Source organism: Chryseobacterium aurantiacum, from assembly GCF_003020585.1.
GTDB classification, from domain to species: domain Bacteria; phylum Bacteroidota; class Bacteroidia; order Flavobacteriales; family Weeksellaceae; genus Chryseobacterium; species Chryseobacterium aurantiacum.
Genome location: NZ_PXUE01000005.1, coordinates 193,408 through 207,867 on the forward strand (window position 1 = coordinate 193,408; position 14,460 = coordinate 207,867).

15 protein-coding genes are annotated in these 14,460 nt (G+C 35.4%); 5 read left to right on the forward strand and 10 right to left on the reverse strand.

Annotation, left to right across the window (positions count from 1 at the left end; translation table 11 throughout):
* Positions 1 to 8: 8 nt before the first annotated feature.
* Together modB and C7D53_RS17030 are read left to right on the forward strand one after the other, a co-directional pair.
* Positions 9 to 689 (forward strand): molybdate ABC transporter permease subunit, encoded by a 681-nt coding sequence (gene modB, locus C7D53_RS17025; RefSeq protein WP_106917611.1) that lies wholly within the window; start codon positions 9 to 11, stop codon positions 687 to 689.
* A complete protein-coding gene (locus tag C7D53_RS17030) occupies positions 686 to 1,309 on the forward strand; it encodes an ATP-binding cassette domain-containing protein (protein WP_106917612.1) in 624 nt (207 codons plus the stop codon). The genes modB and C7D53_RS17030 overlap by 4 nt, the downstream gene beginning before the upstream one ends.
* Before the next feature lie 13 nt (positions 1,310 to 1,322).
* On the opposite strand, the gene C7D53_RS17035 is transcribed toward C7D53_RS17030, so the two are convergent.
* The 4 genes from C7D53_RS17035 to C7D53_RS17050 form a co-directional block, all read right to left on the reverse strand.
* Positions 1,323 to 1,736 (reverse strand): RrF2 family transcriptional regulator, encoded by a 414-nt coding sequence (locus tag C7D53_RS17035; protein WP_106917613.1) that lies wholly within the window; start codon positions 1,734 to 1,736, stop codon positions 1,323 to 1,325.
* Positions 1,737 to 1,970: 234 nt separating this feature from the next.
* Positions 1,971 to 3,254, reverse strand: coding sequence for an alginate export family protein (locus tag C7D53_RS17040; protein ID WP_162926208.1), 1,284 nt, complete (start codon positions 3,252 to 3,254; stop codon positions 1,971 to 1,973).
* Positions 3,255 to 3,288: 34 nt separating this feature from the next.
* The gene (locus C7D53_RS17045) at positions 3,289 to 4,620 is read right to left on the reverse strand and encodes an MFS transporter (protein ID WP_106917615.1); all 1,332 of its coding nucleotides are present in this window, start codon (positions 4,618 to 4,620) and stop codon (positions 3,289 to 3,291) included.
* Positions 4,621 to 4,656: 36 nt separating this feature from the next.
* Positions 4,657 to 6,132 (reverse strand): MFS transporter, encoded by a 1,476-nt coding sequence (locus C7D53_RS17050; protein ID WP_106917616.1) that lies wholly within the window; start codon positions 6,130 to 6,132, stop codon positions 4,657 to 4,659.
* A gap of 355 nt (positions 6,133 to 6,487) precedes the next feature.
* Here C7D53_RS17050 and C7D53_RS17055 point away from each other — a divergent pair, with 355 nt between their 5' ends.
* Entirely contained in the window at positions 6,488 to 7,330 is an 843-nt protein-coding gene (locus tag C7D53_RS17055) for an isoaspartyl peptidase/L-asparaginase (RefSeq protein WP_106917617.1), read from the forward strand.
* Positions 7,331 to 7,427: 97 nt separating this feature from the next.
* Positions 7,428 to 7,664 (forward strand): YtxH domain-containing protein, encoded by a 237-nt coding sequence (locus C7D53_RS17060; protein ID WP_076351621.1) that lies wholly within the window; start codon positions 7,428 to 7,430, stop codon positions 7,662 to 7,664.
* Positions 7,665 to 7,811: 147 nt separating this feature from the next.
* On the opposite strand, the gene C7D53_RS17065 is transcribed toward C7D53_RS17060, so the two are convergent.
* The 4 genes from C7D53_RS17065 to C7D53_RS17080 all read right to left on the reverse strand — a co-directional run bounded on the left by C7D53_RS17065 (position 7,812) and on the right by C7D53_RS17080 (position 11,212).
* Positions 7,812 to 8,345 carry a PH domain-containing protein gene (locus tag C7D53_RS17065; RefSeq protein WP_106917683.1) on the reverse strand — a complete coding sequence of 178 codons (534 nt, stop codon included), beginning with the start codon at positions 8,343 to 8,345 and terminating at the stop codon, positions 7,812 to 7,814.
* 119 nt (positions 8,346 to 8,464) lie between these two features.
* Positions 8,465 to 9,325: a PH domain-containing protein gene (locus C7D53_RS21110; protein ID WP_185126711.1), complete on the reverse strand. Its 861-nt coding sequence runs from the start codon at positions 9,323 to 9,325 to the stop codon at positions 8,465 to 8,467.
* A 12-nt stretch (positions 9,326 to 9,337) separates the two neighbouring features.
* On the reverse strand, positions 9,338 to 10,207 hold the full coding sequence (locus C7D53_RS17075; protein WP_106917618.1) for a PH domain-containing protein: 870 nt from the start codon (positions 10,205 to 10,207) through the stop codon (positions 9,338 to 9,340).
* A 141-nt stretch (positions 10,208 to 10,348) separates the two neighbouring features.
* Positions 10,349 to 11,212: an SHOCT domain-containing protein gene (locus C7D53_RS17080; protein WP_106917685.1), complete on the reverse strand. Its 864-nt coding sequence runs from the start codon at positions 11,210 to 11,212 to the stop codon at positions 10,349 to 10,351.
* 271 nt (positions 11,213 to 11,483) lie between these two features.
* On the opposite strand from C7D53_RS17080, the gene C7D53_RS17085 reads away from it, so the two are divergent.
* Complete coding sequence (locus C7D53_RS17085; RefSeq protein WP_106917619.1) at positions 11,484 to 12,449, forward strand: dimethylarginine dimethylaminohydrolase family protein; 966 nt, start codon at positions 11,484 to 11,486, stop codon at positions 12,447 to 12,449.
* 22 nt (positions 12,450 to 12,471) lie between these two features.
* Here the strand turns inward: C7D53_RS17085 and C7D53_RS17090 are convergent, their stop codons facing one another.
* Together C7D53_RS17090 and hisS are read right to left on the reverse strand one after the other, a co-directional pair.
* Positions 12,472 to 12,954 carry an SHOCT domain-containing protein gene (locus C7D53_RS17090; protein ID WP_106917620.1) on the reverse strand — a complete coding sequence of 161 codons (483 nt, stop codon included), beginning with the start codon at positions 12,952 to 12,954 and terminating at the stop codon, positions 12,472 to 12,474.
* Between the two features lie 130 nt (positions 12,955 to 13,084).
* The gene (hisS, locus tag C7D53_RS17095) at positions 13,085 to 14,452 is read right to left on the reverse strand and encodes a histidine--tRNA ligase (protein ID WP_106917621.1); all 1,368 of its coding nucleotides are present in this window, start codon (positions 14,450 to 14,452) and stop codon (positions 13,085 to 13,087) included.
* Between the last annotated feature and the right edge of the window lie 8 nt (positions 14,453 to 14,460).

The following is a 14,460-nucleotide window of genomic DNA, read 5'->3' on the forward strand; positions in this document are numbered from 1 at the left end:
CAATAAAAATGGATCAGGATTTTATATACACTTTATTCTTAACGGGCAAGCTTGCTTTGATAACTACCTTAGCTCTAATTATTTTAGGGCTTCCGGCTGCTTATTGGCTTGCTTATTCCCGTTTCAAAATGAAGGTAGTGATAGAAGCTCTTTTTTCCATGCCTATGGTTTTGCCGCCTACCGTAATGGGATATTACCTTTTGGTGGCATTCAGCCCCGAAAATGCACTGGGGAAGTTTATGTATAGTGCTTTTAATGTACATCTGGCTTTTTCATTTCAGGGAATTCTTATTGCCAGTATCATTGCCAATATTCCTTTTATGATTCAGCCTTTACAAAATGGTTTTGCTGCTCTGCCGGATGAGCTTCGGCAAGCTTCCTATACAATGGGGAAATCAAAATGGATTACTTTTCTTAAAGTTTTGCTTCCTAATATCAAGCCATCCATAATCACAGGTATTGCTCTTACATTTGCTCATTGTATAGGAGAATTTGGTATTGTAATGATGGTAGGAGGAAATATTCCAAAAGAAACAAGAATAGCCTCCGTAGCCATCTACGATCAGGTTCAGGCTTTGAATTTCGAAGCAGCAAACCAATATGCCTTGATCCTCTTTATCCTCTCTTTCCTCATATTACTGTTGGTATATAGTGTAAACCGAAAATTCAGACTTAATGTGTACAGATGATTAAAATTGATATTCAACATCAGATTCTTACAACGGAAGGCCTTATACAGCTTAAAGTAGATACGCAGCTTCAAGAAGGCAGTTTTGTTCGTGTTTCGGGGCCATCAGGAGCCGGAAAAACAACTCTGTTCAGAATGATCGCAGGAATTATATGGCCGGATTATGGCTCTATTACCGTTAATCAAAAAACGCTTGTTGATAGGAAAAATAGTATTTTTATTCCTCCTCAGAAAAGAGAAACAGCTCTTATGTTCCAGAATTATGCGTTATTCCCAAATATGACAGTTAGGGAAAATATAGCTTTTGCCCAAAAAGAAAAAGATGTAAGGTATATAGATCATCTTTTGGAAGAATTTGAACTCATAACCCTAAAAAATCAGAGGATTTCTAAAATATCTGGTGGACAACAGCAAAGGGTTGCTTTGGCAAGAGCATTGGCGCAGCAATCATCAATTGTACTTTTGGATGAACCTCTTTCAGCAGTGGATGAGAGAATGAGAGAAAAAATGGCTCGGGAAATCATCAGCTATCACCAGCAAAACAGATCTACTATTTTTATCATCAGCCACAATGAAAAAGACTTTATGGACATCTATGATTCTTATATAGATCTCTGCTAAAATAGTAAGAAGGTTAAATCATTACATTCCCAAAATCTTTCAGATCCTTGATTTTATACTGAAACATAATCATCAGTTTTTCTTTTATCTGGGCAGCAACATGATGAATAGGGCATGGATTGTGCCCTCCACATTCTTTTAAGCCGAGAAGACAGGAAGAAAGAACTTCTTTCCCTTCAAAATTTTCATAAATATCTCTGATACTAAGCTCTTCATATTGCTTATCATCTAAATAAAATCCGCCTCCTCTTCCCTTTCCCGAAGAAATAAGACCGTTTTTGGTGAGCTGCTGAAGAATTTTTGAAGTAAATGCAGTAGGAGTTCCAATCTGTTCAGATATTTCAATAATACCAATTTTCCTCTTTTCCAAAGCCAGAATAATACAGGCTTTGATGGCATATTGGCAGGTATTTGAAAAAATTATCATCTCTTTTTTAGATGTATTGTATGAATAAATTTTGAAAAGAACTCTTTTATATTTAAGTTTTTTCTCGAAACCAAAGATAAAAAAAATATTATGAACACATAATCATTATGGGCATTAATCCCTTTCTATATTTACATTCATGATAGAAAAATCATTAATGCACATAATGTTTATGTGCATTAATGATCATGGTACTATAAAAGGCTGCCTCATAAGAGCAGCCTTTTGATTAACTTATTTCAATTTAAATTGGGGTGCAATTTTAATCCCTATCCATGACCATGTTTGTAAGTCTTTAGGCTGATAATTGTTTTTGATAAATTCCATGCTTTTGCTTCCGAACATAAAAGAATGTCCAAGATGTAATGTAATGATCTTTCCAAACTGGTGCTGAAATACGAAATCGACTTCAGTTCCTAAATAAGAGGAAATGTTTTCATTTTTTGCTGTTTTCCCCAGCTTACCATTGGAAGTAAAGGCATGCAGATTGGCAGTCAGTATAGAATTCGGACTCAATTTGGTAGTGGTTTTCAGATAATAGTCATTCAGTCCAAAACTATTGAAATAATTCCCCACATAAAAATAATCCATATAACCATTAAAAATGTGATTAGTACCATATAGTGGGCTAAACGACTTGTTCTTGCCAGAAGAAGTATCATAATTTTTTCCGGATAACCACTCTGTTCCAATTATACCATGGAATTTTGAACTGATGATAAAGTCTGCATTTAGGGAAAATTGATAGGCAGATTTACTTTGTGCCTGTGTATTTTTCCCTGTCTGATAGTAAGTAGAGCCAAATATTCCAATATTTCCAAAATACTTTTTGAAGTTCACTCCTACGGTCAACATATCATAATGTGCCCCTGAAAGGTTTTGGAGTACGTTATTCATCACAATCGTAGAGAACTGAAATTGATTGGAATTGGAATATTGATAATGAAGAACCTGAAGAGATTTGGTAATTTCCTCACTTTCTGCAATACCATAAATTTCACGTTCTTTACTGTCATTAGCATCATTATCGTCATTATTATAGGTGACTACGGCTTCCAGCTTTGAATTTTTATTTAAATTGAATATCCCTTTTACAGCATCAAAACTTCTTCCCTGCATACTCCAGTCCAATGGTCCTATTAATCTTTGATCATCATAAGAAAGTATTTGCCTACCCAATTTCACTCCTACTTTTGAAGAGATTTGGTATTTTGCCCAAGCCTCATTCAATATAAAGTTTTGATTTTTTCCCGTAGTAGAAGCAGTCTCGCCCCATGTTCTCACATCCTGTGCAGAAAAGTAGATCTCCAGGTTTTTGTAATAATAATCTACCCCTAGCCTCGCTCTGGAATATATCGTAGTTTCGGCAGATTTACCTTTGGGGATAAGAGTCTTTACTCCATTATCCAATTCTCCACGGCTTCTCAGGTCAAAATTCATTTTCAGACTGTCCATCTGAGCGTGGGCATTGCTGAACGCGAAAGTTAAAATCCCGGCAATAATTATTTTTTTTACCATTTGTTTGAGAGTTTTATCTTTTATATTGATTCTTTTAGCAAGGTCTTTCACAACCTTTTCTTACATAGAAATACCAATTCACAGAAGTAGCCATTACACAGCCGGCAATCAGAAACCAGAAAAATAAGCGTGCATCCCCTGAAATGATCCTTGACTGATTAATCAGAACATTGAAGACAAACGGTCCAAAAGCTGCTACAGCTGCTGTCCATCCAATGACACCTGCTGCCTTTCTCGGAGATTTTGAAAAAATGACCGGATACTGTTTGAAAGTGGCAGCATTCCCAATTCCTGTAAAGAAAAATATACAGAGAATAATGGCTAAGAATGAAGAGAAATCTTCTTTACTGTTTGGTGTAAGATATCCTCCAAAAATAAGGGTTAAAAAGAGAAGAATTAAGCAAAGGCCTGTAATATGGGTAAGAAAAGCTCCTCCTATTTTATCTGCTACTTTTCCAAAAATAATCCTTGTGGCAGAACCAATCAAAGGTCCATAAAATGCATATTTCAGAGGATCAAGGTCTTTGTCTAAAGGAACGTAAAGATTCTTTATCATAAGCGGAAAAGAGGCTGAAAGTCCTGCAAAAACCCCAAAAGTCATAATGTAGGTCATGGTACAATATAGCGTATGCTTATCATTAAAAATATCCAGTTGTTCTTTAAAAGTAGCCATTACAGGAATACTTTTTAAAGAGAACCATGCCCAGATCCCTGTAATTAGCAATGGTATTATATAAATGAATGCAATATTTTCAAGGTAAATTTTCTTTCCGGTTTCAGTAATGATTTCTCCCCCGCCTAAAAAAGAAAATAAGCTTAAACTAATGATAAAAGGAGATAACAGCTGTACAAGGCTTACTCCAAAATTACCAATACCGGCCTGTATACCCAATGCTGTTCCCGCTTTCTTTTTTGGAAAAAACAATGACGTGGAAGGCATGTAAGAGGAAAAGTCTCCTCCTCCAATTCCTAATAAAAAGCCTATAATCATAAAATAGGAAAATGAAGTCTGTGGGTCCATCACTGCAAATCCCAACATAAGAAGAGGAATAATTTTTATGAGGGTACTTATTGTAATGACTTTTCTTGTTCCATAAATAGGAATAAGGAAAGTATTGATGATTCTCAAAATCCCCCCGGCAAGGCCGGGCATTGCAGCCAGCCAGAAGAGCTGGTCATCTGAAAACTTGAATCCAATCTGCGGAAGTTTAATTACCACAACACTATATAAAAACCATGTTGCAAAGGAAAAAAGCAATGCTGTAGTAGTTACTGTAAGGGTTTTCCATGCAATTTTTTTCCCTTTACTGTTCCAGAACTCTTCATTGGTAGGGTCATAATTGGATAACCATTGTGAATTATTCATAATGTATTATTATTTGATTAGAAATTATTAATGAATCTAAGGCAGGTGTTCAAACCTGTCTTTGAGATGGGGTGCTTCCTGATTTGTCATTTTCTTAATTACCCTATTCATCCAAAACAGGGAGACTGCCGAAACAGCAAATACAAACATCCATGAACTTGTCCACAATCCCGAAAAGTCAAGGAGGTAGCCAAAAAGGATAGGTCCTATGAAACCACCCAGCCCGCCTATCAGCCCTACCATTCCACCTACAACACCTACTTCGTTAGGAAAATATTCCGGGATATGCTTGTAAACGGCAGCTTTACCAATACCCCATATAATTCCAATGAGGATAACGAGAATAGAAAATATCCAGATGTGGGCTTCAAATTTGATAAGGGTAATTCCTTGTGCTAAAAGCTGTTTTTTTTGTACTTTTTCGTTTTGTTGTACTAATACTTGTTGCCACGAAAAAGTTTCCGGCAATACAGAAGTATGTTGGGGGACTTCAGGTTTTGATTGGATGCTAAGATGTTCACTTCCCAGAACTATTTCATTAGCAGTTACAGTACTGACAACACCTGCTTTTTTAGCCGTAATTCCTTTTCCCGGAGTCATAATTTCCATCTTAGGGAGCATAAGAAAACCACTAAGGATCAAAGATGAATACAGTACCCAGTACATTACTTTTCTGGCTCCGAATTTATCTGACAAATACCCTCCCAACGCTCTGATTACCCCACTAGGCAAACTAAAAGCAGAGCTTAAGAGTCCTCCTAAAACCAAAGAGGTTTTATAAACACTTACATAGTAAGGCAATAGCCATTGAGAGAACGCAACAAACAACCCAAAAACAAGAAAGTAATACAATCCGAATCTCCATACCCTTATTTTGGAAAGTGGCAACAGAAGCTGACCTATAGATTTATTTTGGGATTCTGCTTTTTTATTTTTAACAAGAAATATAAAGATAAGTCCAATAATAATCAGGGTGATTCCGTATAGTACGGGAAGCATTCTCCAACCGTTTTCGGGATCATTTTTAGACAAAAAATTAAGTAAGGTCGGGGCGAAGAAAGTTGTTAATGCTGCACCGGCATTTCCCATTCCGAAAATCCCCAAGGCTCTTCCCTGCCATTCTTTAGGATACCATACGGAGGTAAAAGCAATACCTACTGCAAAGGCGGTACCTACCATTCCAAATAAAGCACTCAATACAAAATAGACCCAATAGGAATTAGCAAAGTAAAGTAGAAACAAAGGAATACTGCATAATAATAACAGTATGGAAAAAACATTTTTCCCGCCATATCTATCTGTAAGGATTCCTAAAGGTAGCCTCATGATAGAACCTGTAAGAATAGGAATACCAAGAAGCCAACCTGTTTCAACTACCGACCAGTTGAAGATGTTATTATCTACCAGATAAGTCACTAAAACTCCATTCAGGGTCCAACAGGCAAAACAAACGGTAAAAGCCAGTGTATTCAGAAATAGTATTCTATGGGCGTTGGATAAATGTGTAGCCATAAGCGTTCTTGTGTTTTCTGAAACAAAGATAAATTTAAATCGGATAAAAATATCTTATTTAATATTTTTTTTAAATTTTTATGCTAAAAATCATATTATCTCCAAATAAGATTATAACTTAGAATGTAATGAGGACAGTGACCTTTTTTTCTGTCATCTTAATATACTTTTTGAACCAGAAGTGTACGCTCTCGTAAAATAGCTATGTCTATTATTGAGAACTATTGAGCTATTCAGAAAAGATATAGGAAAATTAAACCTTATTAATATTTTTTATTAGCGAAATTTATTAATATTGTTGAGTTATTATTTCAATGATAAAGCTCTACTATCTATTAACTATCACATATATTTTATGAAAATCATCATCCACGGCGGTTTTTTTTCGGAAAGCGATCAAAGCCATGAGGTAAAAACAGCAAAACAAGACTCTTTAAAGCAAATAGCCCAAAAGGCCTTCGAATATCTTCAGACTCATACAGCCTTTGATGCGGTTGCCTATGCAGTTTCTTTATTGGAAGACGATCCTTTATATAATGCGGGGATTGGTTCCCAAATTCAAAGTGATGGGGTAATCCGTATGAGTGCCGCCATTATGAATGGTGAAACTCAAAAGCTAAGCGGTGTCATTAATATTCAGGATGTAAAGAATCCTATTTTTGTAGCCAAGGACCTTATTGGGGAAGATGACAGGGTTTTAGGTGGACAAGGTGCAAAAAAGTACGCTACGGCGCATGGGTTTGAGAATTTTTCTACAGAAATACCGCAAAGAAGAAACGAATATGAAGCAAAACTTCATAATGGAGGAAAAGGTACAGTTGGCTGTGTTGCTATTGATAAGGATGGAAAACTTGCTGTGGCTACTTCTACAGGGGGAAAAGGCTTTGAAATTCCGGGGAGAATCTCAGATTCTGCCACAGTGGCCGGAAATTACGCCAATGCTTTTTGCGCGGTAAGCTGTACGGGTGTGGGAGAAGATATTGTAAGCAATGCCACTGCTGCAAAGATTGTGACAAGAGTTACAGACGGAATGAGTTTAGAAGCTGCATTCAATAGAACTTTTGATGAACTTAAAACCATTGACGGATTTGCAGGGGCCATCGCTATTGATAAAGAGGGAAATGTTTATCATCAAGATTCATATCCTACTATGGTTTTTGCCAGCTTTGACGGTGAAAATTTTGAAACCTTTTCTTAATTTTAACATTTTTTTATAATTCTGCTTAATTTTTTGGCACGTATTTTACATGTTTATTAATAACAAATTTTAATATTAAATCTTAAAAATAGAAATCATGGGAAACAAAACAAAAGGCTTATTAGCTTTACTAGGATTAGGTGCTTTAGCTTATTGGAAATATAAGAATTCAACTCCTGAAGATCAACAGGCTGTAAAGGATAAACTTAATACAGCAAAGGATAATCTTAACAAATGGGGAAATGACATTAAAAATAAAGCCAATGACGTTGCTTCTCAAGTTCAGACTAAAGTAGATGAAGCTAAAACAAAGGCTGAAGATTCTTTAAACTAAAAAACAGAAAGTAGTTTTTTTTAACATTCATATATAGAAAAAGTCATCGTAATTACGCGATGACTTTTTTGATTCTTATATTTCAAAAAGATTCATAACATAAGTAGAAAGACCTCCTGAAAAGCAGTCACTAAATTTGTTTTCAAATCATTCACCAAGTAGTTTTTTCTTCTGCTCGGTAAATTCTTCTTCGCTTAGCACCCCATTCTCTTTAAGCCTTCCCAGCTGTTCTAACTTATCCAAGGTGCTTGGCTCAGATTTACCTTGGAAATATTCTTTGGGGCGGGACATAAAATCTCTGACTTTTTCACAGAATAATTCTGCGTCATACTTTCCTACTCCATCAATTTCTACAATATCATCCGAAACATGAATATCTATGGAAGCCAGCATCAATTCGGTTTCATATTGTATGGAACTTATTTTACTGTAAGAAAAGTCCTCAACTTTTAGCCCATACATAAATTCTTTATCTACAAAGATCAATCTTCTGTCAGTCGCTACTAAGATAATATGATGCGTTGTAATTTTATTTCGGCCCTCAACAAGATAAACTATCTTCTCATCATCTGACAGTATATCGGGTAATTCCCGGATTTCTTTTCTTGCAAAAAAGGTTGGATTAATATCCAGTTGTTCAAGTTCTTCTTTTATTTCGTCTAATCTTGATTTTTTACTCATAGCAGTAGTTTATGGGCCTAAATTACTATTTCCCGGCAATAAAATAATTTAATTCAATAAAACATTAGATTTTAGAGACAATGAAAATATAATAACCCTACAGAGGCTTATCACTTATATTATTGAAGTTGTTCCAAAAGCTTCTTTTTTTGTTCTGCAAATTCTGCATCTGTCAAAACTCCACTTTCCCTTAGCTTTCCCAATTTTTCTAACTGTTCAAAAACTTCTTCTGTTGATAATCTTTTTATGTTTTTGGGTTGTGTCTTATTTTGTACTGCAGGATTCGTTTGTGTTTGCTGAGGCTGGTTATTATACATTCCCTTTATCGTATCATAAAATTTTTCGGCATCTTCTCTATCAAGGTAGCACTCGAACTCTATTACTCTTTCATCCAAATGAAGTTTAATAATTGGTGATCGCGGATCTGTAACAAAACTTACAGATTTAATACTGTGATTGGGATAATCAATGATCTTTGCAGCCCCAAACATCGATTTTGATACGGAAAGCATTCTTTTTTGTGTTGCAACCAGGATTCCGGCATCTAATGTCTTTACAAACTGAGCATCTGTAACTGCAATAATCTTTTCATCTTCGGGAATAAGGTTAGGAAGTTCCTTAATTTCACCTTTGGTAAACACAGAAAGGTTTACATTAAGACTTTCAAGTTCGTATTTTATTTTTTGCTTTCTGCGTTTATAGACTTCTCGAGAAATACTTTGAGGTTCAGAATCCGTAGTCGCAGGGAGATTTTCTTCTGCAATTATAGGTTGATTCTGCTCTGCTTTCTTGTTTTCTATCATGTTGTTAATATCATCAATCCCAAACTTATTAAGATTATACAGCAGTTCCTGATTGATATAACTTATTTTATCTAAACATTTATTACACAAAACACCACCGTCTGCAAGCTTATTTTCTCCTAGAAGCGTATCCATAGACGTTAATTCTGCTTTGCACAATGAACAGTTATTACTCATTTTCTTGTTTTTTTATAATTTATCCAGCAGCTTTTTTTTCTGCATTTCAAATTCTTCATTGGTTAAAATACCATTTTCTCTCAATTTCCCGAGCTTCTCCAGCTTTTCAAAGACAGCTCCTGCATCTTCTTCTCTTATTGATTCCTGATGTTGTGGCCTTAAGGGGTTTTGAGGGCTGCATATATAGATTTGTATGGCTTCATAAAAAGACTTTGCAGCATTTCGGTTATTAAGCTTAAACTCGGCTTTTATTCCTTCGTTTGTATATAGTTTCAATTCGGAAGAAACCAATCCGTAGCTATGCTGTACCGAGACAATCTTGTGATGAAGAAATTCATTTTCCCTGGCATTGCCTAAGAGGTTTTTATCTATAAATATCACCCTGCGTTCTGTTGAAACTAAAATCCCATCCAGATTATTATTCAGATATTTTCCCTCAGCAATGGCAATAAGTCTTTCGTTTTTATCCAAAACATTGGCCAGTGCATTGATCTCAGCATTTGCAAAAATACTGATTAGAGGATTTAAGGCGGTAAGTTGATTCCTTATTTCGTCTAACCTTGTAGGTTTTTCAGGCTCTTTTTTACCAAAATTTATCTGAAATGAATGGGAAAATGTCACTACCGTTCGTGATACCGAGGTATCTACCACAGGTTCCAGCTCTATTTCCTCTTCTTTTTCTTCTATGCTTTCACCCAGTACAATATCTCTTACCTGCACCAAACTATAATTACCAAGGTCGTATACAAGGTCTTTATTAATACTGGTTGCTTTATTCAGACATTTATTACACAGAATACCGCCGTCTGCAAGTTTATTTTCTCCCAGCACTGTATCCATGGGTGTTAATGGATTTCCACACAGAGCACAATTTGTGTTCATTCTAGCTTTTATTTTTAAAAAATTTTAAATCAAAACAGAGATAAAAACAACCTGTTCCAATTTATATCCAATCAAATTACAAATTATGATTCATTTTCAATCGAAATGTATATCATTTGTTTTTCCGTACTTGAAAAGTTTTTAAAGCCTTTCTAATAGCTTTGCTTTTTGAGCAGTAAACTCTTCTTCACTTAAAACTCCCATTTCTCTTAGTTTCCCAAGCTTTTCCAACTGTGAAAAAATCACTTCCGGAGATTCTTTTGAAGCATTAAGGGAAGCTTGTGAGGGCTGAGCCTGCGTATTCTGATACAAAGGTTGTGGTTGTCTTGGTTGCTGACTGAGCGGCTTTGTCGGTTCGTTAATACGCCCGTTTGCGATATTACAAAATGCTCTTCCATCACTCTTATTATGCAGTTTAAATTCAGCTGCACCTCCTCTCGTATTGACTTTCAGAATAGAATACAAAAGATTTTCAACCTGTTCTAAAGATACAATATCCTGATGGGTGAACTCTCTCTTCACAATTCCTCCCAAGAACTTTTTATCCATGAAAATCACTCTTCTCTGGGTTGAAAAAATAATTCCCTCCCTTTTACTATGAAGATCGATACATTCTGCAATGGCGACCAATCTTTCATCTCCGTCAAGAACTTTATCAAGTTCATTTACCTCTTCATTGGCCAAGACACTTAGCCTGGCATTAAGGGCTACAATCTGGTCTTTGATTTCGTCAAGTCTGGTTGGTGCATCATATTCAAAATTATTAGATCCTGCATAGGGAGAGCTGCCGGGATTTTGGCTTGCATCAATTTTACTTTTAAGGAACATTCCTGTAATTTCAGCGAAATAAAACTGATCAAGATTATTGATAAGATCCCTATTGATCGTAATTGCTTTATTAAAACATTCAGCACATAGGTAACCGCCATCTGCAAGTTTATTTTTTCCTACAAGCATATCCGTAGACGTTAGCGGTGTTCCGCATAATGCACAAATAATATTCATCTGGTTTTATGTTTAAAAGTTTTTTATTAAAACAGAATATATCTTTTTACTCTATTTTCTATTATCGACCCAAAATACAAATTCTGATCCGAATTTTACCTTCAAAAATATTCAAATCTTATCGTTTTTCAGACTTTTTTTCTCTTGCAATTAAAATTTGCATGCCTTATTCTGCTATTTACATTTATTTTTGATTGAAATTTAATTTTTAAAGTGTTCCATAAGGCTACGGTTTGAAAATTGATATGGTTTAAACTTAAAACCGCATCCTATGATTTTTGTTGAAAATGAATTTGCTCCCCTGAAAAAGGTAGTACTCGCCCAATCTGAATTTGGTTTTCCAAAAGAACCTCGTCCGGAAGACCTGCGATTCTTATCTAAGGAGGCCGTTCATGAAAATTTTGAGAACAAGGGAAAAGATTATGCTGAAGCCATTCCGGAACTTCAAAAACAATGGGAAACAGAGAGGGAAAACTTAAAGAAAATTCTGGAAAAATATGATGTAGAGGTTATTCGTCCTCGTAAGCTTACTCATGCTGAGAAAAGTGCCGTAGGAAATGCAGGATACTCTAATTTTTTTGTAAGAGATCCTTTTTTTACTGTTGGGAATTTTGTTGTGGAATCATCACTTCGTTTTCTGCATAGGAGGAATGAAGTCTTTCCTGTACGGGATTTATTTCTTCAGGAAATTTATCCGCAGGATTGTTGTTATATTGCTGTTCCGCAACCTGAAATTTCTGATCCAGAAGATAGCACTCTAGGGAAAGGACCTTTTTTGGAGGGTGGAGATGTTTTAATCCTCGGCCAACAGGTTTTCGTTGGAAATTCAGGATTGGCATCCAACAAGCTGGGAATTGAATGGTTAAGAAAACTTTTAAAACCATCAGGTTACACCGTGGAAGAAATTAGGTTACATCCGGATATTCTTCATCTTGATTGTGCTCTTGGGTTGGTAAAAGACGGATTAATGATTGTTTGTGAAGAAGCCTTTATAGATGGACTTCCTCCCACATTAAGAAATTGGAAAAAAATAGATGTAACTTTAAATGAAGCAATGAATCTGGCTACAAATGGACTTCCCATATCTCAAGATGTTTATATTACTGATCCTGCATTTAAGCATTTAGGTAAGCAAGTTGAGCAGCAAGGCATCACAGTAGAATATATTGATTTTTCAATAAGCAGGAGCTTTGGAGGTTCTTTCAGGTGCAGCACACAGCCTCTTTTAAGACATTAATAAAAATCACATACAAAATGGCTTATAGTTTTTCTAAAAGCCTTTTCTTTTGTTCTGCAAATTCTTCATCAGTAAGTACTCCGTTTTCTCTAAGCTTTCCCAATTGATCCAAAAGTTCAAGAACAGGTACTTCAGATTCTTCTGCTTCCTGATATCCAAGGGCTGCATTTACCTTTTTACAAAACCCCAAGGCAAGCTTTAGATCGGCAGTTTCAAATTGAAAGGTATTGTCTTCTGTACTTATTTTTATCAGAGGTTGCAGATAATCTATTTTTACTATTCTTTCATGGGGTACTACTTCCACACTATCTGTTCCTAATTCTTTAAAAATCAACCGAGTGCCAGTTGACAAAAGCAACGTTGCATTTTCATTATATAGTCCGTCAATAATATGAATTATTTTTTCACCTTCCATCAAAATATCCGGAAGCTGATCAATATACTCTACTCCCCATACTAGTAAATTTGGGTTAATATATTGAACTTGGTATCTTATATTTTGCATCAACTCTTTCCTAAAAATAAAAAATTAAGATTGTTTTCTAAGTCTGAATTTATTAAATTTTAATAAAAACAGCTCAAGGTTGTTCTTTATAAAAGACCTTGAGCTGTTCCATTATCTATAAAATTATTTTTTATCCCAAAAACTCTTCTAAAGAAACCGTTTTCTGTTCTCCGGCTTCAAGATTTTTAAAGGTTACTGTTCCATTTTTTATTTCCTCTTCACCAAGGAAGACAAGGTTTTTAATTCCTTTCTTTTCAGCGTAGGTAAATTGCTTGTTTATTTTTGCGCTTTCAGGGTATAGTTCTGCTGAAACTCCTTTTCCTCTTAGCTGCATAATCAGCCTTAGTGCTTCAGTGGTTTCTTCTCCTCCAAAATTAGCAAATAGATATTCTGTTTTGGAAGTCGCTTCTTCTGGAAATAAATTTAATTCTTCCATTACTAAATAAATTCTATCCAATCCGAATGAGATTCCTATTCCCGGAATATTCTTCACCCCGAAAACCTCTGTAAGGTTATCATATCTACCACCACCTCCAATGGAACCCATTGCTACCTCATCAGCTTTCACTTCAAAGATTGCTCCGGTATAATAATCAAGTCCTCTTGCCAGCGTAATATTGAATACCAGATTCTGCATATCAACCCCTAAGTTTAAGGATTGAGTAAGAACAAACTCTAATTCCTCCACACCCTGTAATCCAATTTCGTTACCAACAAACTTTTCTTTCAGTTGAAGAAGATTTTCTAGTGCATCATCAGATTGTTCAAATAAGAAATCTAATTTATCAATAGATTCCTGAGAAATTTCTCTTTCCAATAGTTCTTTAACAACTCCGTCTTTTCCAATTTTATCGAGCTTGTCTAAAGCAACGGTAAAATCAATCAGTTTATCTGTAATTCCTGCATATTCGGCCAATCCGGAAAGGATTTTCCTATTGTTCATATGAATTGTTACAGGAACTTTCAAATCAGAGAATGACTTCAGATATAATTGAACCAAGTCAACTTCCTGCAATAAGCTTTCGCTTCCTACTACGTCTGCATCACATTGGTAAAATTCTCTATATCTTCCTTTTTGAGGTCTGTCTGCTCTCCATACCGGCTGTATCTGAAATCTTTTGAATGGAAATGTTAATTTACCATGATTCATGGCTACAAATCTTGCAAAAGGCACAGTAAGATCATAACGAAGCGCTTTATCTGTAAGGGTATCTGAACTGAAAGGTTTCTCCAACGCTCTTTGAAAGTCATGAAGCATTTGGGTCTTTTTGTCTTCCTTCGCTTCATTAATACTTGAATTCAGAATTTTAAAAATTAGACGATCTCCTTCTTCCCCGTACTTTCCTGTTAAAGTAGAAAGATTTTCAAAACTTGGTGTCTCCAATGGCTGAAACCCGAATAATTCAAAATTATTCTGTAAAATATTGATGATATATTTTCTTCTGGAAACTTCCTGTGCCGTAAAATCTCTCGTTCCTTTTGCTAAACTTGGCTTCATTTCTTATA

Coding starts and splice junctions, on each gene's coding strand:
- C7D53_RS17080 (WP_106917685.1), bottom strand. CDS start 11,212: ATGAATATTATTTGTGCATTATGCGGAACACCGCTAACGTCTACGGAT.
- C7D53_RS17090 (WP_106917620.1), bottom strand. CDS start 12,954: ATGCAAAATATAAGATACCAAGTTCAATATATTAACCCAAATTTACTA.
- C7D53_RS21110 (WP_185126711.1), bottom strand. CDS start 9,325: ATGAGTAATAACTGTTCATTGTGCAAAGCAGAATTAACGTCTATGGAT.
- C7D53_RS17055 (WP_106917617.1), top strand. CDS start 6,488: ATGAAAATCATCATCCACGGCGGTTTTTTTTCGGAAAGCGATCAAAGC.
- hisS (WP_106917621.1), bottom strand. CDS start 14,452: ATGAAGCCAAGTTTAGCAAAAGGAACGAGAGATTTTACGGCACAGGAA.
- C7D53_RS17030 (WP_106917612.1), top strand. CDS start 686: ATGATTAAAATTGATATTCAACATCAGATTCTTACAACGGAAGGCCTT.
- C7D53_RS17065 (WP_106917683.1), bottom strand. CDS start 8,345: ATGAGTAAAAAATCAAGATTAGACGAAATAAAAGAAGAACTTGAACAA.
- modB (WP_106917611.1), top strand. CDS start 9: ATGGATCAGGATTTTATATACACTTTATTCTTAACGGGCAAGCTTGCT.
- C7D53_RS17045 (WP_106917615.1), bottom strand. CDS start 4,620: ATGAATAATTCACAATGGTTATCCAATTATGACCCTACCAATGAAGAG.
- C7D53_RS17050 (WP_106917616.1), bottom strand. CDS start 6,132: ATGGCTACACATTTATCCAACGCCCATAGAATACTATTTCTGAATACA.
- C7D53_RS17035 (WP_106917613.1), bottom strand. CDS start 1,736: ATGATAATTTTTTCAAATACCTGCCAATATGCCATCAAAGCCTGTATT.
- C7D53_RS17085 (WP_106917619.1), top strand. CDS start 11,484: ATGATTTTTGTTGAAAATGAATTTGCTCCCCTGAAAAAGGTAGTACTC.
- C7D53_RS17060 (WP_076351621.1), top strand. CDS start 7,428: ATGGGAAACAAAACAAAAGGCTTATTAGCTTTACTAGGATTAGGTGCT.
- C7D53_RS17040 (WP_162926208.1), bottom strand. CDS start 3,254: ATGGTAAAAAAAATAATTATTGCCGGGATTTTAACTTTCGCGTTCAGC.
- C7D53_RS17075 (WP_106917618.1), bottom strand. CDS start 10,207: ATGAACACAAATTGTGCTCTGTGTGGAAATCCATTAACACCCATGGAT.